The following is a 23,609-nucleotide window of genomic DNA, read 5'->3' on the forward strand; positions in this document are numbered from 1 at the left end:
TTACTCCATTCTTCTCTTTTGGGAAATCAATCGTTGCAATTCTTCCAAGGCTGTGTCTGTATCTCCTAGATGACTAGCTTCCTGCACTTTCTTTTTAATCCTTAAATTGTCCTTGCTGAGGAGGGCACGGTTACGAGTCGCTTCGACTTCAGAAAGTTCTTGAGGCGACATCTCAGCTGGCAAATCTAGACCAAGAACATGGTACCAGGCATTTTCAACCTCAGGAGTCTGATGAGACAGTTCCTCTGATCCGATTTCTCCCTCTACACTTAATAATTCGTAAAGAATCTGAAATTCTGGGGTATCAAAGAAAAAATCTCCTCTTAATCGATAGTCATTTAACACAACTGGATTCTCAGCCATCCTATAAAGGAGATGAGCCTCTGCTCTCATAACTGCTGTCAGTTGCCGCGTCACAGGCAAACTAATCGCTACTGGCGTAGGATGCTCCTTGACTCTCTCCTGCCTTTGAACAATCCGACTTTCATTTACAATCTGTTCTACTTGCTGGTAATCAAAGGAAGGTAGGTTATCCGCCAGAATGTGGATGTAAGAATTCTGGGCAGTGATAGACTTTTCTTTGGCGATTAAGGGCGCAATCTTTTCAATGAACTCAATTTGCGCCTGCAAGTTGTCACTATTCACAGGTTTGAGTTGGTGAATATAGAACTCTATAGGACTAATCCGAGTCTTAGTTAAGAGGTAAGCCAGGTCTTCAGCAGAATTCTTTTGCAAATACTCATCTGGGTCCATGGTATCAGGTACTCGAACAACTTCCACTGAGAAATCTTTTAATTCTTCCAGAGCTTTGGCTGTCGCTGCCTGTCCTGCCTTGTCACCATCATAGCTGAGAACTATCTTTTTGGTGAAGCGTTTAAGGTGATCAACATGCTCCTTGCTCAGCGCTGTCCCCATGGAAGCCACAGCATTTTCTATACCAGCACGGTAGGCCGCGATAACATCCATGAAACCTTCCATCAAGTAGAGTTCTGCTACCTTTCCAGTTGCTTTTTTAGCCTTGTCCAAATGATACAATTCGTAACTCTTGTTAAAAATTGCAGTCGAGCGACTATTTTTATACTTGGCAGTCTGATTATCCGTTTCTTGCCAGATACGACCTGAAAATGCAATAACCTGCCCCTTGTCATTGGTCAAAGGAAAGATGATCCGACCAAAAAAAGTATCATAAAATTGATTACTATCTGACAGATAAAACAAGCCCGAATCCAATAAATCCTTTTCCTCAAACTTGCCAGATAAACGTTGGTAGAGATAGTTTCTCTCGGCTGGAGCTAGTCCAATTTGGAAGTGCTTCAGGACATCTTCCGTCAATCCACGTTTGTAGAGATAAGCCCTTGCTTCTTCTCCCATCTTAGTCGTCATGAGGATTGCATGGTAAAAGCGTGCTGCTTCTTCATGCATATCATATAGAGCTTGATGAGGAGAAAGCTGTTGAGGACGAGACTGGATAGGCATAGCTAGTTGAATACCGACACGCTCACCTAAGAGCTGAACGGCTTCCATAAAGGATACACCTTGGTATTCTTCGATGAACTTAAAAACATCTCCTGAGCGCCCACAACCGAAACAATGGTAAAATTGCTTGTCTTCAACAACGTTGAAAGAGGGGGTCTTTTCACCATGAAAAGGACAGAGCCCTAAATAGTTCCGTCCAGCCTTTTGTAAAGAAATCACGTCACCTATGATTTCCACAATGTTGGCATTGTTTTTGATTTCTTCAATGACTTGTTTGTCAACCATACACAATACCTCCATCTTATCATAGTTTCACGTTATCTAGTATAGCTTATTTCTGAAAAAAAGTAAACCATTTCATACACTTTCCGTAATTCTCTTTGCCTTATTTTTCTTGATAGAATGGGAAGATAAAAAACTCAGAAACACTGACGTGTTTCTAAGTTTTTCTTCTCTATTTTTTGACGAGAAATTCTCTACTTTACTCAAATAATTGATAGTAGTCTGAAATCTTCATTTTTGCTTTTTCTTCTTTGTTCAAATCTTGGATGATACGACCTTCTTTCATGACAATCAGACGATTTCCATACTTCAGTGCATCTTCCATATGGTGGGTAATCATGAGGGCAGTCAGCTTATCTTTTGTGACAAATTCATCCGTTAATGCCATTAAAGCCACGCTGGTCTTGGGGTCAAGTGCTGCTGTGTGTTCATCCAACAAGAGCAACTCTGGTCGTTTCAAGGTTGCCATCAAGAGACTCAAGGCCTGACGTTGACCACCTGATAGAAATTCAATCGGAGTGTCGAGATGTTTTTCAAGGCCATTTCCCACTTTTTCAATGGTAGCCTGAAACTCTTCTCTATGACTTGATAGTCTTCTAGGCAGGAGCCCTCTCTTCTCACCACGAAACTTGGCAATCAAAAGGTTTTCTGCAACGGTCATACGAGGAGCCGTACCCATTTTAGGATCCTGAAAGACACGAGACAAGTACTTAGCTCGCTTTTCTGGTGAAAAATGCGTCACATCCTCGCCCATGATACGGATACTTCCACTTGTTAAAGGTAGGGTACCTGCAATAGTGTTAAAAAGCGTTGACTTTCCTGCTCCGTTTCCACCTAGTATTGTAATGAAATCATGTTCAAAAATCTCAAGAGAAACATCATTTAGAATGATTTTTTCCTCGTCAAAGCCATTCGTAATGACTTTGGTAGCATTTTTTAATTCTACAATTGCTGTCATTTGCTAAACTTGACTCCTTTCAGGTATTTGCTTTTGAAGGTTGGAATCATAAGGCAAGCTGCCAAAATCAAGGCGCTATATAGTCGTAAATAGCTCGTGTTAAATCCAAGAGCAATCACTCCCCATACGAGGAACTGATAAGCAATAGACCCTACAACGATGGTCATGAGTCGCTCTGCCAGGGTCAAACTCTTGAACAATACTTCACCAATAATCAAGCTAGCAAGCCCTACGACAATCACTCCAATTCCTCGAGAAACATCTGCATATCCTTCTTGTTGAGCAATTAAGGCCCCTGCAAGCGCGATAATCCCATTTGAAAGAACCAAACCCATGAGTTCCATACGTCCTGTATTGATACCAAAGCTACGAGCCATATCGGGATTATCTCCTGTAGCGATGTAGGCCTGACCTAGTTTGGTATCTAGGAAAAAGAGCATGAGACCAATAACAAAGGCAACAAAGATAAAGCCAGTCAGGAGTTGATTGAGGTCTGAATCGAAAGGCAAGACATCCTGAATTTGCTTGGTTCCAAGAAGACCCAGATTGGCACGTCCCATAATCATGAGCATGATGGAATGGCAAGAAGTCATGACCAAAATCCCTGATAAGAGAGTTGGTATTTTACCTTTGGTGTATAAGAGACCTGTTGCCATACCAGCTAGGCAGCCCGCTCCTACTGCAGCCAAGGTCGCTAAAAATGGATTGACGCCTTGTGTTATCAAGGTTACAGCTACTGCTCCCCCTAGTGGGAAAGAGCCCTCAGTCGTCATATCCGGGAAATTCAAAATTCGAAAAGTCATAAAGATTCCCAAACCTAGAATCGCCCAGACCATTCCCTGAGAAATAATGGATACTATCATAATCTTTCACTCATTTCTTTCTTTAGTAAAAACGGGAGGAGATGTCCCCAACTCCTCCTTTATCTTTATTCAATCACTTGTCCTGCTTCTTTTAGAACAGACTCAGGGATTGTGATACCAAGTTCTTGCGCTAGTTTTTTATTGATAACCGACTTACCAGTTGAGAAGACATTAACTGGCGTATCAGCTGGTTTTTCACCTTTCAAAACTTTAGCAATCATCTTACCAGTAGCCACTCCAAGATCGTGTTGGTCAACTACTACAGATGCTAATCCACCTGCTTCTACCATGGCAGTAGCACTTGGGTAGATCGGTTTTTTAGCTGTTTGGTTGCTTGATACAACTGTTGGGAAGGCTGATGCAATGGTGTTGTCAATTGGAACCCAGATTGCGTCGACCTTGCTGGTCATAACATTAACAGTTGAAGCAATTTCGTTAGTGGAAGGAACGGCAAAGGTTTCGACTTTCAAACCTGCTTTTTCAGCATAAGCCTTGAATTCCTCAACTTGTGATTTTGAGTTATCTTCGCTACTTGAGTAGAGAGCTCCGATTGTTTTGACATTTGGTGTCAAAGTTTTAATCAATTCCACTTGCTGTTCAGCTGGGTTATGATCTGACACCCCTGTGATGTTGCCACCTGGTTTTTTCAAATCTTTGACCAAGTTAGCACCGATTGGGTCTGTAATAGCAGCCATGATAACAGGTAGGTCTTTTGTAGCACTAGCAAGTCCTTGAGCAGCTGGTGTTGCAATCCCAACAACAACGTCATTTCCATTTGCTACCAATTGTTTACTCATGGTTGCAACCTTGCTCTGATCTCCTTCAGAGTTCATAAAGTCGATTTTTACTTGGTCGTCCTTATAGCCTTCTTCAGCAAGTCCATCTTGAATTCCTTGATAAATCAAGTCCAAGGATGGATGACTAACAAATTGAAGGACACCAACCTTAGCGACCTTTTGCTCTTCTTTAGCTGCTGGCTTGTTCATTGATGAATAAATCAAGCTAGCCACTACCAATACTGCTAATCCAGCGATAATTCCAATCAAACGTTTATTTTTCATTTTTCTTTCTCCTTAATCCTTTTACCTTAACTTTTTAAATCACATCATCAAGCGATGCCATCGTTTAAATTCCATCATCATCCTCCTAATAGAAAAAGTCCTCACACAAAAAACTTGTGTGAGGACGTCGATGCGCGGTGCCACCTCAATTATAGGGAATATCCCTATCGCTCTTTCTCGCATTCACGAGTTGCACTGTAAGGTGTGCTCACCGAATTTTTATGATTTCAAATTCTTTATAACATTCAGCCCAATTTTCATCACTTTCATCTATCTGTTTCCACCAAGCACAGACTCTCTAAAAAACTTCAATGATTACTTTCTGAATGTTTAAATTATATCATTTTTCAAATACTTGTCAAGACTATTTTTAGAATTTTTTAAACAATTCAAAAACTTCCCCTAGAAAAAGAGGAAGTTTAGAAAATATCAACCTGAATTACGCAAACCGGTTGCAATTCCGTTAATGGTTGTATGAATCAATCTTTCTTCGTCTGCTGACAATTCACCACGACGTTGACGTTTAATCAACTCCAACTGGATATAGTTGAGGATATTAAAGTAAGGCATACGATAGTTTAGACTGTCTTTTAGGTAAGAGTTTTCTGCCAAGAGTTCGTCATAACCTTCAATAGCTAAAATAACATCCTTGGTCAATTGCCATTCATCTAAAATAGTGTAGTAGATAGCTTGCACTTCTTCGTCTTCACAGAGCTTAGCATATTCAAAAGCAATGTTCATGTTAGACTTAGATAAGACCATGTCCACATTGGAAAGAAGAGATTGGAAGAAAGGCCAGTTCTGGTACATATCACGAAGGAACTCGATATTCTTTGGATCTTGATCTATAAACTCTTTAAAGCTTGATCCCACACCATACCATCCAGGGAACATGACACGACTTTGTGACCATGAGAAGACCCAAGGAATGGCACGCAAACCGCCAATTTCAGTGATGGTCTTACGAGCGGCTGGGCGAGAACCGATATTAAAGCTTGAAATAGCCTTAATCGGACTGGACTCAAAGAAATAGTCATAGAAATGTTCATTTCCAAAGACCAAATCACGGTAGATATCGTAGCTGCGATCCACTACTTGATCCATAATAGCTTCGTAACGGTTTGATGTGTTGGTATCACTCTTCTTCTTGGTAATCATACGGTTAATGGCTGCAGAAACCAACATCTCAAGGTTGTAATAAGCAGCGTCTTTGTTACCGTATTTGTTTCCAATCACTTCTCCTTGCTCAGTCAGACGGATACGGTCCTTTATAGACTTGAGCGGTTGAGATGTAATGGCTTCATATGTTGGACCACCACCACGACCGACAGTCCCACCACGACCGTGAAAGAAAGTGACTTTAACGCCAAATTCATCACCGATAGCAGTCAGTTGTTGTTGCGCCTTGTACAGGGTCCAACACGATGACAGGTAACCACCATCTTTGTTACTATCAGAGTAACCAAGCATGATTTCCTGATAGTTATCTTTTGAAGCAATCCATTTTTTAGCCAAAGGAAGAGAGAAATATCTTCTCATGGTTTCTTCCGAATGGTCTAAGTCCTCGATAGTTTCAAACAGGGGAACAATCTGAACTCGTGCTTTTTGGGCATCAACCAAGCCGACTTCCTTGAGCATAATTGCTAGCTCTAGCATATCGGATACACTTGTTGCATGTGAGATAATGGTTTGACGAATGACATTTTCACCCAGTTTATCCTTCAACTTGCGGGCAGCTTTAAAGATAGACAGTTCCTTTTCAAGAAGTTCTGACTTTTCAGCATGAGTGGCTGAGAGGATACGAGGGTCTTCTTCCAACTCTTTTAAGAGAAGGGCGCATTTTTCGTCTTCAGAAAGGTCGCTATAGTGATCATTGATACCAGCAGATTCAAGCAATTCTGCTACACAGGCTTCATGAACACTAGAATCTTGGCGCATATCAATAGAAGCAAGGTAGAAACCAAAAATTTCGACAGCTTGCATCAACTCGACAAATTCTCCTGAAATCAGGTATTCCCCTTTGTTTTCAAGGAGAGAATCGCGAATGGCCAACAAATCTTGATAAAATTCATCTGCAGTGGCATATCTAGGCTGAAGTTCCTTGTCTTCAATGAGATAAGCCTTGGTTGCCTGCATCTTAGCTTGGATATCAAAAAGAGCACGACGATAGAGTTCTTTTTCGCGATAAATCGAGTTATCCTGTGACTTAAGAGCCATCTCACGAACCTTGTCGCTGACATTCACAATACTGGTTGAGAGTGAGAATTCACGATAGAGGTTATAAATCTTCTCATCGTAGTAATTCATAATGACTTCACACTGGGTCAAGGCAGATTTATTGAGGGTTTCAGCAGTTACGAAAGGATTTCCATCACGGTCTCCTCCGATCCACATCCCCATGGTAATCGGTTTTGGATGCTCAAGCTCGATACCTTGTTCTTTGGCCAATTTTTTATACTCAGCCGTCAAACGGGGAACAGCATTCAAGAATGAACTTTGATAGTACTCCATCACGTTGGTGATTTCGTTGGTTACTTTCAATTTCTTCTCGCGAATCATGTCCGTCTGCATAATAATCTCAATATAACGACGGAGATCCGTGTGCCATTTTTCTTTGTTAATCAAGCCTAGTTTGACATCACGGTACTTACGCAAAAGATTATGGATGTGATTGGTCAAATCCAACATACTCTTACGTTGGACCTGCGTCGGATGGGCAGTCAGAACAGGCACAACATTCAGCTGTTCCAAAATTGTAGCTGCATTTTCTTTTTCAGCCACCATTTTAATGGTTGTAGATAGTTTCCCTAGATAGTCTTGGTCCACATTGTTTTGGTGATTGATCTCATAAGCCAAATCCACATCCTCAGAGATATTGATCAAGAGTGGAAGGATTGAGAAATAGCGTGAAATGTAAATCATTTCTTCATTCGAAAGACTGGTCACTAGGTCATTGAGCCCTTGATAATTCTCGCTAGTTGATAATTCCTTCAACTGGATAATCTTTTCAAAGGTTTCTGGCGCTAGCATATTTTTTGTGATATCTTCTAATAGCTCAGTCAGAATCAAGACTTCTTCTTGGACGACTGCTTTATTACTATAGTTTTCTAATTTTTGAAGAGACATATACTTTCCTTTCCATACAATCCTTACAGACTTTCATCGGTTTGATTCTCGTATTCTCTGATAAGCTTGGCACGTTTTTCGCTGGCATCAATGTTCAGTACAAGCGCGATGGCTACGGATAATACCAGTAGACTGTTCCCACCTTGTGAAAGGAAGGGGAAGGTTACCCCTGTAGAAGGAATCAACCCTGAAATCCCACCGATATTGACAAAGACCTGAACAAGGATCATCCCTCCGACACCAATAGCAACCATGGAGTTAAAGGGATCCTTTGCTCGAATACCAACCAAGATGATTCGCAAAATCAAGAAGAAGAGTAAAGCCAAAATCATACTGGCTCCTACGAATCCAAACTCTTCGATGACAATCGAAAAGACAAAATCCGTATGGGCTTCTGGCAGATAACCACGCTTCTCGATAGAATTTCCCAGTCCCAGTCCGAACCAGCCTCCATTTACCATGGCATAGTAGGAATTTGCGAGCTGGTGTCCTGCACCTGCTAGGTCATTAAAGGGATTAAAGAAGGCACTAAAACGTTTAGCAACGTACCCAAATAGTGGGATTTTAGAAAACTTTTCAACCCCAACAAAGCGAATGACAGACAAGACTAACATTGAACTCCCTGCCAAGAGAGCCAGAATGGTCGAAAACCAACGATAAGCGATCCCACTTACGGTATACATGATGAGCGCCACCAGGACCAAGATGGTCGCATTTCCCAAGTCTGGGAAAATCCCCAAGCTACCAATCAGAACCAGCAGAACAAAACGCCAGTCATTAAAAGCTCGAGGTAGCCACTGATTCTGTGTCAAAACCTGGAAGTCATAAACTGCAATCTCATCTTGTTGTTTTGAAAATCGATGTGCCAGGTACCAGATGATGATAATCTTAAGGTACTCCGCAGGCTGAATCGTTACAGGTCCTACAGAAATCCATCCGTATGCTCCATTGACAGGTGTTCCGACCAGTCGCGCCAGAGCTAAAAGAATCATCTCCACAATCATTACGATAAAGATGAGACGCCCGTTTCTTAGGAAACCTAATTTTAATTTATAGATTAAGGCAATCAGAATCAAACTAGCTATCCAGAAGATCCCCTGGTTTCGTACCAATTGAAAGGCACTTTTCCCTTCTTCGATCAAGGTTGCACTCGTTGTCGAGTATACCACAATCAGCCCCAAAATCGATAAAAGGAAGTAAGGAATCAAAATGGAATAGTTTAGTAGGTGCCTTTTACTAATTTTCATATTTCACCACTCTAATAGGAACAGAAGCTTCTGTTCCCAATTCCGTTTTATTTTCTAGTTTTGATTGCTATTATACCATTTTTTCAGAAAGAAAAAAACTCTTATCCTTTAATCCTTCGAATTTTACTCATTTTCTAGTTTCAAGCATAAAAAATACAAACCTCTTTTGAGATTTGTATTTTAAGTTCTTAGTTAGATGAAGAGCTGCTGCTTGAGCTTGAGTCACCACCACCGATATATTGGGTGAAGATGTTTTGGAAGGCTTGATCTTTAACCTTGATGTTTGCTGCTTGCAATTCTTTACCAATTACTCCTTGAACAAAGGCTGAATCATTTTGTTTCTGAGTCAAGATGATGGTCTTCAATTTTTCTTTGTAATCCTCTATATTAGAAGATTTTTCTGTTTTCTTCGTTACTTTGATGATGTAGAACTGACTGCTGTAGGCTTGTGTTCCAGTAGCTGTAATCACATCAGAAATCCCGTTCACATCCAAGGCAAAGGCTGCTTTCTTGACTTGTTCTGGAAGCTCTGTAGAAGCAGAGTCAAAAGTGATTTCGCCACCATTTTCTTTTGTTTTGTTGTCGTTAGAGTTGTCTTTTGCTAATTGAGCAAAATCCGCACCTTCTGCTTTGGCTTTTTCAAGCACTTCTTTTGCCTTGTCTTCATTGTCCATACGAATGATTTGAGCTGTTACATCTGGTGTATAAGACTCAAAAGCCTTTTGGTAGGCTTCGTCTGTCAATTCGCTCTCAGCGGCCTTCTTAACAGCCAATTCAACCAATTTGCTTGTACGAATTTGTGCTTTACGAGTTTCAGGAGTCATACCTGCACGTTGAAGCACGCTGTTATAGCTATCACCGTATTTCTTTTGTTCTTCAGCAACGGCGTCATCCACATCTTTATCCGTTACCTCTGATCCATATTGTTGTTCAAATACTTTTTGGATGGTCATATTGAGCAAGACTTGTTGCGCAGTTGGATTATTCTTTACTTCTTCAAAGAATTGTTGTTCTGTAATCACATCACCCTTCATGCTGATCAAATCTTTTCCTTCAGAACTGTTTGAACAAGCTGCAAGTGTTGCTACTGATAAAAGTGTGATGGCTCCTGCCATAAGTTTTTTCTTCATGTTTACTCCTTTTACGGTAAGTGTTACCTTATCTATTTTACTATAATTTCTTAAATTTTTCTGAAAATCAGTCACTCTCAGGAAGTCGGACATCTGCTACATTTTTTCTTAGCATGAGAATGCCGTCTCCAAGTGGAACTAGAGTTGCTGTTAGACCTGGATTGTCCAAAGTCGCGTCAAAAAGTCTTTGCAAACCACGGTAAATGGTTCGTTGACCACGGCGGACTTCCATGATGTCCTTAGCAACATCTCCTCCTTGGAAAATATCATCCAAGACCACCACTCCACCGACTTCCAAGTGTTTGAGGATTTCTGGTAAAAAGACGATGTACTTGGACTTGGCTGAGTCCATAAAGACAAAATCATAAGTTTCTGTCAGACTAGATAAAACATCGACTGCATCTCCCTCTAAGAGGGTGATTTGCTTGCGGCTATCAAACTGAGAAAAGTTTCCCTTGGCAAAGCCGATCATCTCAGGATTACGGTCAATGGTTGTAATCTTAGCATCTGGCGCATGCTCCGCCATCAGGAGGGCAGAAAAGCCAATTGCCGTTCCAATCTCCAAAATGTTCTTGGGCTGCATGGTTTCCATGAGAAAACGGAAATAAGCAACTGTTTCATGGGGAATAATGGGAATATTTTCCTTGCGAGCGAAAGTCTCCAATTCTTTCAAGGAACCTGACACCTGCTTTTGACGCTGGCGCATGAGTTCTACGATGTCTTCTTTGACGACGGGACGACGCATATTGTGATTGGCATTTTTACTATAAGACTCTACCATCTTAAGCTAGTCCCAATTTTTCAACAAGGGCTTCAAACTCGTTCAAGCGACGTTCAAAGACTGCAAAGGCATCGTTGAGGTAGTCTTCTTTCTCCATATCAACACCCGCTTTTCTCATGACATTGAGTGGATAGTCTGATTTACCTGCCTTGAGGTAGTCGATATAGCGGTCACGATCTTCTTGACTACCATGGACAATCTTCTCAGCTAAGGCTGAAGCGGCTGCAAAACCTGTTGAATACTGATAAACATAGTAGTTATAGTAGAAGTGTGGAATGCGCGCCCACTCGTATTGGATCTGAGGATTATCTTCCTTGCTGAGTCCATAGTACTCTTGATTCAAGTCAGCGTAGAGTTTATTAAGGAAATCACTTGTCAAGACTTCTCCATTTTGATCTGCTTGATGGATAGCATGTTCAAACTCAGCGAATTGAGTTTGACGGAAGACTGTTCCACGGAAACCGTCCAAGAAGTTATTGAGGATTGCAAAGCGTGTCGCATCGTCTTCTACTTCTTCTAACAATTTCTCCGTCAAGATGTTTTCGTTGGTCGTTGAGGCAATCTCAGCCAAGAAGATAGAATAATCTCCGTAAACGTAAGGCTGAGTTTCACGAGTATAGCTAGAGTGCATACTGTGACCTGTTTCGTGTACAAGGGTAAAGAGATTGTCTAGATTGTCCTGCCAGTTGAGGAGCATGAAGGCATTGGTATCATAAGAACCACCAGAGTAGGCACCAGAACGCTTGCCTTGGTTTTCATAGACATCAATCCAACGCTCGCTAAAGGCACGTTTGACTCGACTCAAGTAATCGTCACCCAAGACCGCCAAGGCTTCTTCTGCCTTTTTCAAGGCTTCCTCATAAGTAAAGCTGTATTCTACTGAAGATAGCGGTGTGTAGACATCGTACATCTTGAGATCAGAAATCCCCAAGATTTTAGAACGAAGTTCAAGGTAACGATGCAAGAGTGGCAAATGCTTGCGAACTGCTGCTACTAGATTGTCATAGACACTTTCTGGAACAAAGTTTGCTGCGAGGGCTGCATGGCGAGCACTCTTATAGTTGCGAACTTTTGCGCGGTAGTTTTGCACTTTAACATTTGTCTGCAAAGTCTTAGCATAAGTGTGTTGGAATTGCTCGTATGTCGCATAAAGGGCTTCATAGGCACCACGACGCACTTCACGGTTTTTAGACTCCATCAAACGGATGTAAGTACCGTGTGAGAGTTGTACTTCATTGCCTTCGTCATCAAGAACGTATGGGAAGCTAATATCCGCATTATCCAAAATAGCAAAGGTTTCACTAGCAGCGCCAAAGATTTCTCCTGCTCCAGCAAGCAATTCTTCTTCACGTTGCGAAAGAACATGGTCTTTCTTTTGCAAGAGCTTGTCAAAAAAGTGCTTATAAACTTGGAGTTTTGGTTGAGCTTCTAGGAAGGCCGCATACTGCTCCTCACTAATCTCCATAAACTCAGGTTCATAGAATGAAAAGGCTTGTTCTAACTGACTGTATAAGGTCATAGCCTTAGCATAGTACTCCTGATACTTGGCTTCACGCGTGTCTTGGTCATTTTTCATATGTGCATAGACATAAAGTTTTTCAACTTGGCGTTCCAAGTCAAGTGAGAATTCTGTAATCTCAAGCAAACTGTCTGCTCTGTCCAAGAGATGCCCCTCATACTGGGCTGCTGTTTGTACTTTTTCAGTTAAGTCTTTCAAGGCTTCTTCCCAAGCTTGATCTGTTGGGTAGATTGTTGAAAGATCCCATGTATCTTTTTCATTTATTTCATGTCGTTGTAATACCATAAGATTCCTCCATCCTTTCTATTTTACCACATTTTTTGAGAAATATAAGTGATAAAAGGCTGGTGGATAGAGCTTTTGGCGATTATTTTTCGGATTTTTTTGATAGTAAGCCTGAAAATTTCTATAATAGCTAGTCAAATCCGTTTCAATCTGCAAAAAATCACCTGACTCTATCGGTCTGACCTGGGGATACCAGTCGTCCAGTTGATGGTTTAATAGATTGTCTCTTTGATAATAAGCTTCCTCCTGCTTCTTCATCCAGTAGGACGTTTGGTAGTACAACTGCTGGCGAATGTAGTGACAGATAGTGGAATCTTGCACAACTGCAAAACGAGGTAGTTTTTGTTTTTGATAAGGAAATCGTAGGATTTCCAAGAGATTTCCTTGACCATAGGGAAATTCTTTGACCTGAAAATGAAGCTTGCCACGTAGGTCCTGATGCAAAAGATATTTGAGTCTCAAAACTTGTTTTTTGAAATCTAGTTCCCAAACATAGAAACCCATATTTTGACTAAAATAGAGAAATCCCCTTTGCAGTTGTGTTAATCGCTCCTTTAACCAGAGTTTTTCTCCCAGTAGCCAAATAACTTTGTAGCCCTGACTACGGTAGCCTTGACTTCTGTCGCCTAAAAGCTTTTGAGACAAGGGACTGCACTGAACCTCCAGAGCTAGTTTCTCATTGACGAGAACATCTGCTATCTGCTGAATCTCGGGCAGACTATATTCTAAGGCGACCTGATTGTCCTTCTTGGCCCAGTGATAAAGGGCCTCTTTGTTGCCCATGTGTTCTGGACTTTCATTCTCGAAAATAGCCATGCAATCCCTTAACCTTTCATGGGCAAAATGCGTCCGAATACTCTGTCCTTGGCGTAATCGTAGTCTGCCCCCACAGGCTGGACAAGTATAAGCTTGCTTGGTAACATCTTTTTCGAGAGCATTCACCAAATTTCCCTTGGCATCTCTGGCTACAAACATGGTCTACCTCCTTTTCTCATTTATTCGAAAAAAACTAAAAAAGACTGGAATTCCAGCCTTTTCGGTTAAAGCTGCAAGCGACTTTCTAAAGCCTGCGTCAATACTTCAGAATAGTTCACTTTTTCACGATCTGCCAATCTGACCAACCACTTTGAAACCGTGACATTCTTTCGAATCGCCTTATTATTTTTCACAAAAGGCAATGGATTTACTTGAATCAAAGTTACAAATCCATCAGGGGCTTTCAACTTAGCAATGTCACTAGGAGCAGGCAAAGCCAGTCCTTCGTCAATATAAGAAGCTAACACACTTTCAAGCATTTCATGAGCATTTTTCATGGCAAGTTCAATAGTTGCCCCCTCTGTCCCGCCTCCAAATTCAGGGAATTCATCCCAATATCCTTTGCCTTCCCTATGAAAAATAGTAGGATAAGATTTTAGCATAACACACCTCCACTGTTCCAAATCTACTACAAGCCCAAATCTTTTAATATTTTTCTCTCTAAACCTTTTCCTAGATCCTCATTACCATGAACTGAAATAGTGACAAGATAGGGGATCCCTTCTTTCTTAAAATGATGATGACTTTCTCTCTTACGTACTTCAATCCATCCATTTGCAAGAGCTAATTTTACCATTTCCTTACCTATAATGGGCATTTATAGTCACCTTTCTAATTTAAATTATACTTATAATGCGTATATATGTAAATCCTTCTACCTTATCTATTCGGAAAAGTATGAATTTTCTTCAACTCACTACAGTTGACAAAGAGCTATTTTTTATATTAAAACAAGTGTCAAAATAAGACAGTAACCTTGAATAGTTACTGTCTTATCTCATTATTTTTTAAAGCCTTGATAGATTTGACAAATGATAGAAAAGAGACTTATAATCTGGTAACCTTAGAAATATAGTATGGCGTTTTATTTATTCCACCATCATACTTCTTATTATTTTTCTTCAATAGGTATTTCTGATAAGGTGTAGCAACCCCATCATTAAGATAAGTTTTTACTTCAATGCCATTATCAGAAACTACCCATTTGTTACTTGGTTCAATATGTAGCGGAGAAGCATATCCTCCTCGCCCACCTTTGGCAACTTCATAGAAAGCTTTGTCTGCCTGTGAATAAAACCATTCTATCGGAAATTTTTTATCATTAGCCAATTTACGCCATTGTTTCTCAGTATAATCCTTCAAAGGTACACTTACTTTTTTAGCAGGCGCGTGTAAAGCCTTAATAACATCTTCCAGTTGATAGGTTTTATCCCCTTTATATGTATTGTAATAATCTATTAATTCACCTGGGTTAAACTGGCGCACATACAAAGAGTCAGCGTTCATAACAGCTTTAGATTTTACCAGTTTAGAAAATTGATAAACATGACCATTGTAAATAATTTCTTTAATAGCAAGTTCATCATCAACAGGCACTTTACTTATCGGCTCATTACTTTCTACAAATGCCCAACCTTTATCTTTATTAAAAATTACAGCTCTTGTTAACTTCTCCGGCATTCGTTTTTTGAAATCATAAATCCAGTCACCAACTTCTTTTGGTAAATCTTTAACTGGACGACCTGGTAAATAAAGAATAAATTCTTTTCCAGGAGATTTCGCATTTGCTATTCCATAAGGTTCAGTTGTATCAATTTTCACACCATTAACAATCTTTGTTTCTCCCGCCTTAGGATAGTCCAAATCAGCTAAAGTCATCTTGTATTCATAGTCATTAACTTTAACTAGATTTTTAAATTTACCTGTAAATTTAGAAAGATACATTTGACCATTTGGATAAGTTGAACCAGTAACTCCACGATTCATATCAAGGAAAGTTCCTTTGACACTACCATCTTTGGAAATGGACATTCCTGTGTACCATCCTCCGGCACCACTAGTAAAGATGAATGGTTTAGTTAGTTTTTCAAATAATTCTTCTGGATTGCGAACTAGTTCAACCTTATAATCATTTCCTAAATCAAGCTCATATTTTTTATATATTAATTTACCATCAAATAAGGTTAATTCATAATTTAATTCCTTGAATCCTTCGAGATTAAATCCCAGAGTTTTAGCTTGCTTCAAAATTTCTAATTCAGCCTTTAAGGTTAGATAACCAAACTCTTCGATGGAAATTTTTTTATCATTTATAGAAATAGTTGATGTAATAAGTTTATCATTTTTTCCAGTAATTAGATCTTTCTTATCCTCCACTGAAAGGCTTGTTCTCGAATACGAAGATTCTATTCCTAACCCTGCATTAGCAGAAATAGAAACTGTATCTATTCCTAATATTTTGGGTTTTACTTTTATTTCTGGACCACTTTGGACTGTAGCTTTAGCTTTTACTTCTCCCACTTTCATTGTATGATGGACAGCACGCTTAAATTCAGGAACCCAATTTTGTAACTTTATTGAATTTTGAATTGAATATGTACTTGATACCGAAACAGTTAAACTCCCTTCAACAGTTGTTTTAAGACTTATAGGGATATGTACTGTCACTCCCGTAACCGGTGTAGGTAAAATCAATTCTCCCAATGGAATCTCTATTTCTTCTGATGCACTAAATTCTAAAGAACCTTCTGTGGTAAAACTCAATTCATTATTGATATCAAAATTCATAAAATCTAGTTTAGGAGTCCAGAAATTTAAATCAACAGCCTCTGACCAAACCTTACCTTCAATATTAAATGATAGCGTTCCTTTGATGCTTTTATCATCATTTCTCTTACCAGACAATGAGACTGATGATGAAAAAGATCCTTCAAGAGAGACACTTCTAAATAGACTTGTATCTGTATTTGATTCTTTTTTTACAGTGACTCCTTTAGCTGGAATAAAAGTAGCACTACTAATATTAGATGACCAAGCTTTTGTGTTGATATTTTGTACAACCTCGTACAATGATGGAACACTATATTCAATAACTGATTGATTATTAATAGTGCTAATTGATTTGATTTTGATAGCTTTTGAAGTCTCATAAATCTTAGATGGTGGGACCACAAGAATATCACCTGCTCTGGCATTAATTTCTTTAGACAGTACTAATTTTTTCCCATCGTCACTTTCGCTCTGATATTGACCGTCATTAACGTAAATTACCTTGCCTTTTAGATGATAGTCCACCATATCATCTGAATATTTTCTTCCTAATTCAAAACGTCCCTTTATATTTTCAATTATCGGATCACCATAAGATAGAGCAGTGACTTTAGCTTCGAAGTCTTTAGATTTTAAAGTATAAGATTGATTAGAGATTAAATGAGCAAACATATAGCCATCAAAATCAGTATTAACTTCAGTAATTAATTTATTATCTTTATAAACTGATATAGATTTTTCTTCAAGTGCATTATTGTTACTATCGTATGCGTGTCCTGAAACAACTACATCTTTCCTAGACAACCCATTTTTGGGGGTACCTATATGATAAACTTTAGTAATTAATGGTATATCTTTGCTAATTACTAATTCCGTTTGTTGTTCTTTGTTACTTAGAACCCGTTTTTTCTTAACATTTACCGTCACATAACTAGCTTGAATATCTCGTAATTGTCGCTGACCTTCAAGCATTGTATTATCATAGACTTCTATCGTCTTGATCTGAAGCAACTTTCCTTCATCTGGTGAAGCAAGATTTAGAAACGGTGTTCTATTTTTTACTAACTCACGAACTTTTTCACGGTCAGTGACGACTGTTTTATTTTCAGATTCAGTAACCTCGACTGTATAGTAACTTGAGTTAGGAATTTTTTGTGTTGTAGCTTTGGAATCAGTAGCAAGATTCTCAGCTGAGTTCGCACTTGGTGCTACTTCACTAATGTTTGGTTGAGTTCCTATTTTCTTCGTTCCAATCAGAAGAACTTTATTTTGAGGTTCTTCTCTTGTTTCTGAGATTGTTTCCTGTACAGTTTCTACATTATCCACTAGGGTAATCTTTTTAGTAGAAACTTTCTTCCCAAGTTTCCCTTCTGTTTCTACCTTAGTCTCACCTTCAGCTAAAGAGCTATCCTTCTTAACAACCACTTCAAACGGAATGTCTTCTGTAGAGCGTATAGTACGAATAACTTTTTTGGCTTTAACTATTGTGGACTCTGCAATAGTTTCCAAGCTAGAGCTTGAAGTCTCAACTGGAGCTGGAATTTCTTCTTTTTTATCCTCTCTTACTGATGATTCTGTTGAAGGTGCTGTTCCTAGATTTTCAATTTCTGAATTTTTTTCAACTGTTTGTTTAGCAGGGGTTGGGGTAGTTTTAGCTGGCGTCTCATCTTCCACAACTTCCTCAGACAATATTTCCACTAATGTAGATGGGATGACAACATTTGTTCCCTTAAGAATGTCAGCAGTTGTTTTTTCTTCATATACAGTATCTTTCTTGTAAACTTCAGTTACAGTTCGAATTATAACTGGCTGACCATTCTGAACTTCTCGTGTTTCAACAGGTTGACTCGTGCTAACTTTTATATAACCAGTGACATCTTCTAAAGTTTTCCCAGAATCATCCACTTTAATAATTTTATCAATAACTTTAGGGTCTACAGGCTTAACTGGTTCATCTTCTTTTGGTGGCATTATTGGTTTAATAGGCTCCACTTTACCACTACTACCATCATCAATAGCATCTTTCCCAGGATTATCCGTTGGAACAATAGTATCCTGAATTTTATTTTCCTTTGCTGGAAGTGAAGTTGCAGGTGTAGTTGGATTCATATCTAGATCTTTTCCATCAATGTAACCTACAAACCGATATCCAGAAATATTCACTTTACCATCTGGGAGAGTTGTACCTACTGTTATCATTTCGGTATGGTTATAGTTAGATAAAGTAGCAACAGTCAAAGCAGATACAGTTGTTACCGTCAAAGCTCCTCCAACCAAAGAGATTGACAAAATACTCTTGACAATCTTCTTATCTGAGTTACCAGATTTTTTTATGATATAAGCAACCAACAGTAGACCTGTTCCAATAATAGAAGCCAAGGACAATGCATTACTTCCAGTATCTGGTAAAATATTATTTGTAGTATCTCTACGATAGATAACAAACAAATCTGAACCATCTACAAGATCCTTTGGTAACTCGTTTACAATAAGTTTTTTCTCTATTTCTGTTAGCTCATCCATAGTAGCATATTTATAGTTTACTGTAATATCTGTTTCAGTAGCTGAAGCTGTTTCAAGAGGAAGTGAAGAAAAGCCAATAATCCCAATAACTGCAGACACTGCCCCAATGCCTGAAACTTTTCTGAGACTAAACCTTCTTCTGCGTTCATATACATTTAACTTATCTTTTTGTTTCATATTTATCTCCTTTTATATCGATATTCCAGTTCCGTATATTTAAAACAAAAATTCTCACATCATTCATATTTTACAACCAATACAACTATTTTGTCAAGCGCTTTCATTTTTCGTTAGCAAATTAAGAACAAATCAAATTGTTCAGTTCAAGTTAGACAGCAAGAAGAATTTCTCTGAGCGACTTGTAGTACAATCATTTTTTAGGATAGTTGTTATTCCAATTTTCAATGAAAGCGACTTCTTTGGGAGTCGTTTTCTTAGTTCATTTATGTAACCATCTATGAATGAGCCTGTTGTGATTGTCATTAGTTCTTCTTTCCAAAGAGGAACAGGGATATGCATAGTAGATATGTTTCTTAGAAAACACATCAGACAAGTGGTTGAATCCTGTTCAATTATCTGTCGTGATGGAAAGAATTTAATGCTGTTTTAAGATGAATTTTAGAGCCTGATTGACAGAATCAGCGCTTTTATTTGAAATCAATAAGACTGTCTCACGTTTGATTTCAGTATGGACAGTTTAAAGAGCTCTTTTCCAAGTAAAGAAGCAATTTTTCTATTTGATTCCCCTTCTTTTTTCCCGACCTTCATGTATGTTTATTTTACTTTTTTGGCTAACATGGTCGCAAAGCGTAGTTGAATGCGATTGCCATTTTCATCACGACGGTGCAGATGTCCTGGATTTTCATTGTACTTGACCAACTCCCAATCCTTGTAGTAGTCCGCCAACTCCCCTTCTTTAAAAGTGAATGGGAAGTTGACTGAGCAAGGATAATCCTCTGTATCCATGGCACAGACGATAAGGTTATAGCCACCGACCGTGGTGTGTTGCTGCATATTTTGGATAATAGCTGGAATACGGTCCGCTTGAAGAAACATGAGAACAACTGTCGATACTATGAAATCATAGTCTCGGCTAATGCTGGCTGAATTGATATCATAAAGTCCTACAGGCATGTCTAGATCCTCTTGCTCTACGATGCTTTGCAAGATTTCAAGGGACAATTCATTTTGATCCACAGCTGTCACATCAAAACCATTCTGTGCAAGAAAGAGAGAGTTACGGCCTTGACCACAACCCAAATCCAAGGCTCTTCCTGGTTTCACCGTCTGCATGGCCTCTAGGACCTCTGAATGGACTGGATTGGTCTGGTATTTCTTAGGGAAATAATCCTCAGGTTTACAATAAAATTCCAAGTACCATTCTACATCGTCTGTTGCCGCCTCTACTCGGTGCCAAGCTTGCGGTTGCGCCATAGGGTTGTCTGCACCTGCCTCAAAGAGGTGCTCAGCTAGAACCTCACCATCTTCGGTTAATTCAATAAACTTGAGTGCCCCCTTCAAGACAGTAATTTTTCCCCAAGTGCCGACTTTAGTATTGTGCTTTTGCTGAACAGCTTCAGGCATGGTCTGTTTATTCCACAAGGGCATCCGTTTATAGGCAATTAGTTTTTCCATTATTATTCCTCTTCTTATCTCTGGTTCACAGCTTTCATCACACGCGCGATGTCGCGGTTTTGTTCACGTCGCTTGATCGACTCCCGTTTGTCATAGTCATGTTTCCCTTTGGCAAGTCCTAAAAGGAGCTTAGCGTATCCATCTTTGAGATAGACTTTGAGGGGTACAAGGGTCATTCCTGTCCCTTTGGTCTCTTGTTCCAATTTTTGAATTTGCTTCTTATGGAGCAGGAGTTTGCGACGGCGTTCTGGTTCCTGATTCCAGATATTGCCCTCTTCGTAAGGAGCGATATGAACATTGCTCAGCCAGACTTCTCCATTTTTTACTTGGGCAAAGCCGTCCTTGAGATTGATTCGAGCAGCTCGAACGCTCTTGATCTCCGTTCCTGTCAGGACCATTCCTGCCTCTAGCGTATCTACGATTGTATAGTCGTGGTGCGCCTTTTTATTTTGTGCGACGACCTTTCCCTCGCCCTTTGCCATGCTTGGCTCCTTTCTTAGCTACTTCCTTGTAAAAAGGTTTCTTGCCTTTTTTCTTTCTATCTTTTTGTGAATGCTTTTGCTTATCATTTGAGCGTCCTGATTTTCTCTTGTCTTCCTTCTTGTCTGAACGACGACTTGAACCACGACCCCTGTCTCTGCGACCAGCTTGTTTCAAGCCTTTTTCAATGACATCAAACTCACTAGGTACGAAAGAGAAATCAATCTCTCCTGTCATCTTATCGGCTCTTTCAACTCGAATGCGAATCTGCTGTCCCACACGGAAAGTTGTACCCGATTTCTCTCCACGGAGTGTCAAATCACGCTCATTGAAATGATAAAATTCAGGTAGGTTAGTGATGTGAATCAAGCCTTCAACTGTATTTGGCAATTCAACAAAGAGACCGAACTTGACGATGCTGGATACAACTGCGTCGTACTCTTCACCCACGTATTCTTCCATGTATTCAGCCTTTTTCATGGCTTCTACTTCACGCTCTGCCTCGATGGCACGACGTTCACGGTTGGAAGACTGGGTTGCAATCTCTGGAATCACTTGTTCAAAATGCTCTGCTATTTCCTTGGAACGACCATAGTCCCGAATCATACGGTGGACAAGGAGGTCTGGATAACGGCGAATCGGACTGGTGAAATGAGTGTAATAGTTAGCAGCAAGACCATAGTGACCATGATTGTGCTCTGAATAGCGAGCCTGTTGCATGGAACGGAGAAGCATCATGGATAATACATCCGCATAGGGTTCTCCCTCAACCGCACGCATGATATCTTGAAGGGCCTCCTGACTAATTTCGCTAGCAGTTCCATAAATTCGCAATCCAAAGCTCGAAGCGTAATCAATAAACTTTTGCACCTTTTCAGCCTTGGGCTCCTCGTGAATCCGATAAATGAAAGGGAGGTCCAGCTTGCTAAAGTGCTCTGCAACTGTTTCGTTTGCAATCAGCATAAAGGACTCGATCATCCGTTCAGCAACGCCACGTTGACGGAGGACAATATCCACAGGCTTGCCTTTTTTATCCACCAAAATCTTTGCTTCGCTGGTATCAAAATTAAGGGCACCACGTTTCTCACGCATGCTTTCTAGCCTTTCATGAAGCTTGGCCATTAATTCGATACTAGGAACAATTTTCTTAAACTCCTGTCTCTTTTCCTCATCGCCAGCTAGGATGTCATTGACAGCGCTATAGGTCATACGAAAACTAGTCTTGATAACCGTTTGGGTAATGGTGTAGTTGACTACACAACCATGTTTATCAATTTCCATAATGGCAGACTGGGTCAGGCGGTCAACTTGTGGATTGAGAGAGCAGATGCCATTTGACAAACGCTTTGGAAGCATTGGAACCACTCGGTCTGTTACATAGACAGAAGTTGCGCGGTTAAGGGCTTCCTTGTCAAGGGCAGAGCCCTCAGTCACATAGTAGGAAACATCCGCGATGTGAACTCCGAGTTCCATATTGCCATTTTTCAAAGGCTTGATGTGAACTGCATCGTCCAAGTCCTTGGCATCCGCTCCGTCAATGGTAAAGGTAAGCTCATCTCTTAAATCAAGACGCCCTTCCATATCCTTTTGAGACGGAGTATCTGGTACACTTTCTGCCTCCTTGAGAACAGCCTCTGGAAATTCAGAGACAATATCCATAGACTCTAAAACTTCCAAGACATCAATCCCAGCATCTGTCGAGTGTCCAACTACATCCAGTACACTAGCGACAAAGAAATCGTGTTTTCTACTTGGGTATTTGTCGATAAAGACCTTGAGAACCTCTGTCCCTTCAAGTTTGAGGGCTGGTTTCTTAACATAGATTGGTTGGCTGATTTTCTGATTTTTTGAACGGATGTAGCCCGCATACTTGGGTTTTTCCTGATCCAGAACGATTTGCCCGACAACGGTTGTCAAACTGTGTTCTAGGATATCGATAATCTTAGCTTCGGCAGCTGTTCCCTTGTTACGATCAGCAACTTTTTTGATGACCACCTCAACGGTATCGCCATCAATGGCATAGTTGACATCGTTTTTTCCTACAAAAAGGTCGTCCTCTTCGCCTTCTAGACTAACAAAACCAAAACCATTTTTATGGGCATGAAAAATCCCTTTGAGGGTAATTTCATGTTTCTTCTTTTGGTCCAGACATAAACTACCATCATCTTCAAAACGAATCTGGTGCTTTCTTTCCATGAGAGACAGGGTTTTAATCAACTCACGGAAATCCTTGGATCCATCCTTTCCGAGAGCCTGAGCTAGGTCATTTACCGTCACTCGCCCCTTCTCTTGCAAATATTCTTTAATTTTATCTTTCATGTTTTCTTTCTAGATTTTTATATTTTTTTTTGAGTGATAATTTTATAAGTGTCATTAAAAATAAAAATAGGCAAAGACCTAGTCTCGCCCATTTCTTATCTACTTGATAATACCGTCAATGCTAAGGCAATGGCTAGCCAGAAAAAGACTAAAATACCTGTCAAACGTTGCATCACAGCTTCAAAACCACGCGCTTTACTACGTTCAAACAAATCACCTGAGCTGGCATCAAATACATTGCTGGATTGGTTCTTGGTCGGTTGCATGAAAATCGCAATCACAATCACAACAGATAATACTAATAAAATGGTTAATAATAGGTTATACATATCAAACTCC

The 23,609-nt window shown here is 39.8% G+C and carries 17 protein-coding genes, 1 pseudogene and 1 other annotated feature; all 18 genes and pseudogenes read right to left on the minus strand.

Going from position 1 to position 23,609, the window contains the following annotated elements:
* Positions 1–1,761, minus strand: a complete 1,761-nt coding sequence (gene dnaG, locus SNAG_RS05925) for a DNA primase (protein WP_096407482.1) — start codon at positions 1,759–1,761, stop codon at positions 1–3.
* Between the two features lie 196 nt (positions 1,762–1,957).
* Positions 1,958–2,716: an ABC transporter ATP-binding protein gene (locus SNAG_RS05930; RefSeq protein ID WP_045591564.1), complete on the minus strand. Its 759-nt coding sequence runs from the start codon at positions 2,714–2,716 to the stop codon at positions 1,958–1,960.
* Positions 2,713–3,579 (minus strand): ABC transporter permease, encoded by an 867-nt coding sequence (locus tag SNAG_RS05935; protein WP_096407485.1) that lies wholly within the window; start codon positions 3,577–3,579, stop codon positions 2,713–2,715. Before SNAG_RS05935 ends, SNAG_RS05930 begins: the two co-directional genes overlap by 4 nt.
* Before the next feature lie 65 nt (positions 3,580–3,644).
* Entirely contained in the window at positions 3,645–4,640 is a 996-nt protein-coding gene (trpX, locus tag SNAG_RS05940) for a tryptophan ABC transporter substrate-binding protein (protein ID WP_096407487.1), read from the minus strand.
* Positions 4,641–4,757: 117 nt separating this feature from the next.
* Positions 4,758–4,974: a binding site (T-box leader), on the minus strand.
* Between the two features lie 95 nt (positions 4,975–5,069).
* Positions 5,070–7,766: a phosphoenolpyruvate carboxylase gene (gene ppc, locus SNAG_RS05945; RefSeq protein ID WP_096407490.1), complete on the minus strand. Its 2,697-nt coding sequence runs from the start codon at positions 7,764–7,766 to the stop codon at positions 5,070–5,072.
* A 23-nt stretch (positions 7,767–7,789) separates the two neighbouring features.
* Positions 7,790–9,013 (minus strand): cell division peptidoglycan polymerase FtsW, encoded by a 1,224-nt coding sequence (ftsW, locus tag SNAG_RS05950; protein WP_096407492.1) that lies wholly within the window; start codon positions 9,011–9,013, stop codon positions 7,790–7,792.
* 188 nt (positions 9,014–9,201) lie between these two features.
* Positions 9,202–10,143 (minus strand): peptidylprolyl isomerase PrsA, encoded by a 942-nt coding sequence (prsA, locus tag SNAG_RS05955; protein WP_096407495.1) that lies wholly within the window; start codon positions 10,141–10,143, stop codon positions 9,202–9,204.
* A gap of 67 nt (positions 10,144–10,210) precedes the next feature.
* A complete protein-coding gene (locus tag SNAG_RS05960) occupies positions 10,211–10,924 on the minus strand; it encodes an O-methyltransferase (protein WP_096407497.1) in 714 nt (237 codons plus the stop codon).
* Between the two features lies 1 nt (position 10,925).
* A complete protein-coding gene (gene pepF / locus SNAG_RS05965) occupies positions 10,926–12,728 on the minus strand; it encodes an oligoendopeptidase F (RefSeq protein WP_096407500.1) in 1,803 nt (600 codons plus the stop codon).
* Between the two features lie 18 nt (positions 12,729–12,746).
* On the minus strand, positions 12,747–13,703 hold the full coding sequence (locus SNAG_RS05970) for a competence protein CoiA (protein WP_096407503.1): 957 nt from the start codon (positions 13,701–13,703) through the stop codon (positions 12,747–12,749).
* A gap of 65 nt (positions 13,704–13,768) precedes the next feature.
* A complete protein-coding gene (locus SNAG_RS05975; protein WP_096407505.1) occupies positions 13,769–14,146 on the minus strand; it encodes a type II toxin-antitoxin system HicB family antitoxin in 378 nt (125 codons plus the stop codon).
* Between the two features lie 26 nt (positions 14,147–14,172).
* Positions 14,173–14,361: a type II toxin-antitoxin system HicA family toxin gene (locus SNAG_RS05980; RefSeq protein WP_096407508.1), complete on the minus strand. Its 189-nt coding sequence runs from the start codon at positions 14,359–14,361 to the stop codon at positions 14,173–14,175.
* Between the two features lie 230 nt (positions 14,362–14,591).
* The gene (locus SNAG_RS05985) at positions 14,592–19,013 is read right to left on the minus strand and encodes a G5 domain-containing protein (RefSeq protein WP_096407510.1); all 4,422 of its coding nucleotides are present in this window, start codon (positions 19,011–19,013) and stop codon (positions 14,592–14,594) included.
* A 193-nt stretch (positions 19,014–19,206) separates the two neighbouring features.
* Positions 19,207–19,497 (minus strand): annotated as a pseudogene (locus SNAG_RS09910) (IS30 family transposase); the annotation flags it as partial.
* Positions 19,498–19,610: 113 nt separating this feature from the next.
* Complete coding sequence (gene tehB, locus SNAG_RS05995; RefSeq protein WP_096407513.1) at positions 19,611–20,471, minus strand: SAM-dependent methyltransferase TehB; 861 nt, start codon at positions 20,469–20,471, stop codon at positions 19,611–19,613.
* Between the two features lie 14 nt (positions 20,472–20,485).
* Positions 20,486–20,953, minus strand: a complete 468-nt coding sequence (gene smpB, locus SNAG_RS06000; RefSeq protein WP_001051743.1) for an SsrA-binding protein SmpB — start codon at positions 20,951–20,953, stop codon at positions 20,486–20,488.
* Complete coding sequence (gene rnr, locus SNAG_RS06005; RefSeq protein ID WP_096407515.1) at positions 20,916–23,270, minus strand: ribonuclease R; 2,355 nt, start codon at positions 23,268–23,270, stop codon at positions 20,916–20,918. Before rnr ends, smpB begins: the two co-directional genes overlap by 38 nt.
* 95 nt (positions 23,271–23,365) lie before the next feature.
* Entirely contained in the window at positions 23,366–23,599 is a 234-nt protein-coding gene (secG, locus tag SNAG_RS06010) for a preprotein translocase subunit SecG (protein WP_000282517.1), read from the minus strand.
* Positions 23,600–23,609 lie beyond the last annotated feature (10 nt).

Source organism: Streptococcus sp. NPS 308 (genome assembly GCF_002355895.1).
Taxonomy (GTDB): Bacteria; Bacillota; Bacilli; order Lactobacillales; family Streptococcaceae; genus Streptococcus.

Coding starts and splice junctions, on each gene's coding strand:
- dnaG (WP_096407482.1), bottom strand. CDS start 1,761: ATGGTTGACAAACAAGTCATTGAAGAAATCAAAAACAATGCCAACATT.
- SNAG_RS05930 (WP_045591564.1), bottom strand. CDS start 2,716: ATGACAGCAATTGTAGAATTAAAAAATGCTACCAAAGTCATTACGAAT.
- SNAG_RS05935 (WP_096407485.1), bottom strand. CDS start 3,579: ATGATAGTATCCATTATTTCTCAGGGAATGGTCTGGGCGATTCTAGGT.
- trpX (WP_096407487.1), bottom strand. CDS start 4,640: ATGAAAAATAAACGTTTGATTGGAATTATCGCTGGATTAGCAGTATTG.
- ppc (WP_096407490.1), bottom strand. CDS start 7,766: ATGTCTCTTCAAAAATTAGAAAACTATAGTAATAAAGCAGTCGTCCAA.
- ftsW (WP_096407492.1), bottom strand. CDS start 9,013: ATGAAAATTAGTAAAAGGCACCTACTAAACTATTCCATTTTGATTCCT.
- prsA (WP_096407495.1), bottom strand. CDS start 10,143: ATGAAGAAAAAACTTATGGCAGGAGCCATCACACTTTTATCAGTAGCA.
- SNAG_RS05960 (WP_096407497.1), bottom strand. CDS start 10,924: ATGGTAGAGTCTTATAGTAAAAATGCCAATCACAATATGCGTCGTCCC.
- pepF (WP_096407500.1), bottom strand. CDS start 12,728: ATGGTATTACAACGACATGAAATAAATGAAAAAGATACATGGGATCTT.
- SNAG_RS05970 (WP_096407503.1), bottom strand. CDS start 13,703: ATGTTTGTAGCCAGAGATGCCAAGGGAAATTTGGTGAATGCTCTCGAA.
- SNAG_RS05975 (WP_096407505.1), bottom strand. CDS start 14,146: ATGCTAAAATCTTATCCTACTATTTTTCATAGGGAAGGCAAAGGATAT.
- SNAG_RS05980 (WP_096407508.1), bottom strand. CDS start 14,361: ATGCCCATTATAGGTAAGGAAATGGTAAAATTAGCTCTTGCAAATGGA.
- SNAG_RS05985 (WP_096407510.1), bottom strand. CDS start 19,013: ATGAAACAAAAAGATAAGTTAAATGTATATGAACGCAGAAGAAGGTTT.
- tehB (WP_096407513.1), bottom strand. CDS start 20,471: ATGGAAAAACTAATTGCCTATAAACGGATGCCCTTGTGGAATAAACAG.
- smpB (WP_001051743.1), bottom strand. CDS start 20,953: ATGGCAAAGGGCGAGGGAAAGGTCGTCGCACAAAATAAAAAGGCGCAC.
- rnr (WP_096407515.1), bottom strand. CDS start 23,270: ATGAAAGATAAAATTAAAGAATATTTGCAAGAGAAGGGGCGAGTGACG.
- secG (WP_000282517.1), bottom strand. CDS start 23,599: ATGTATAACCTATTATTAACCATTTTATTAGTATTATCTGTTGTGATT.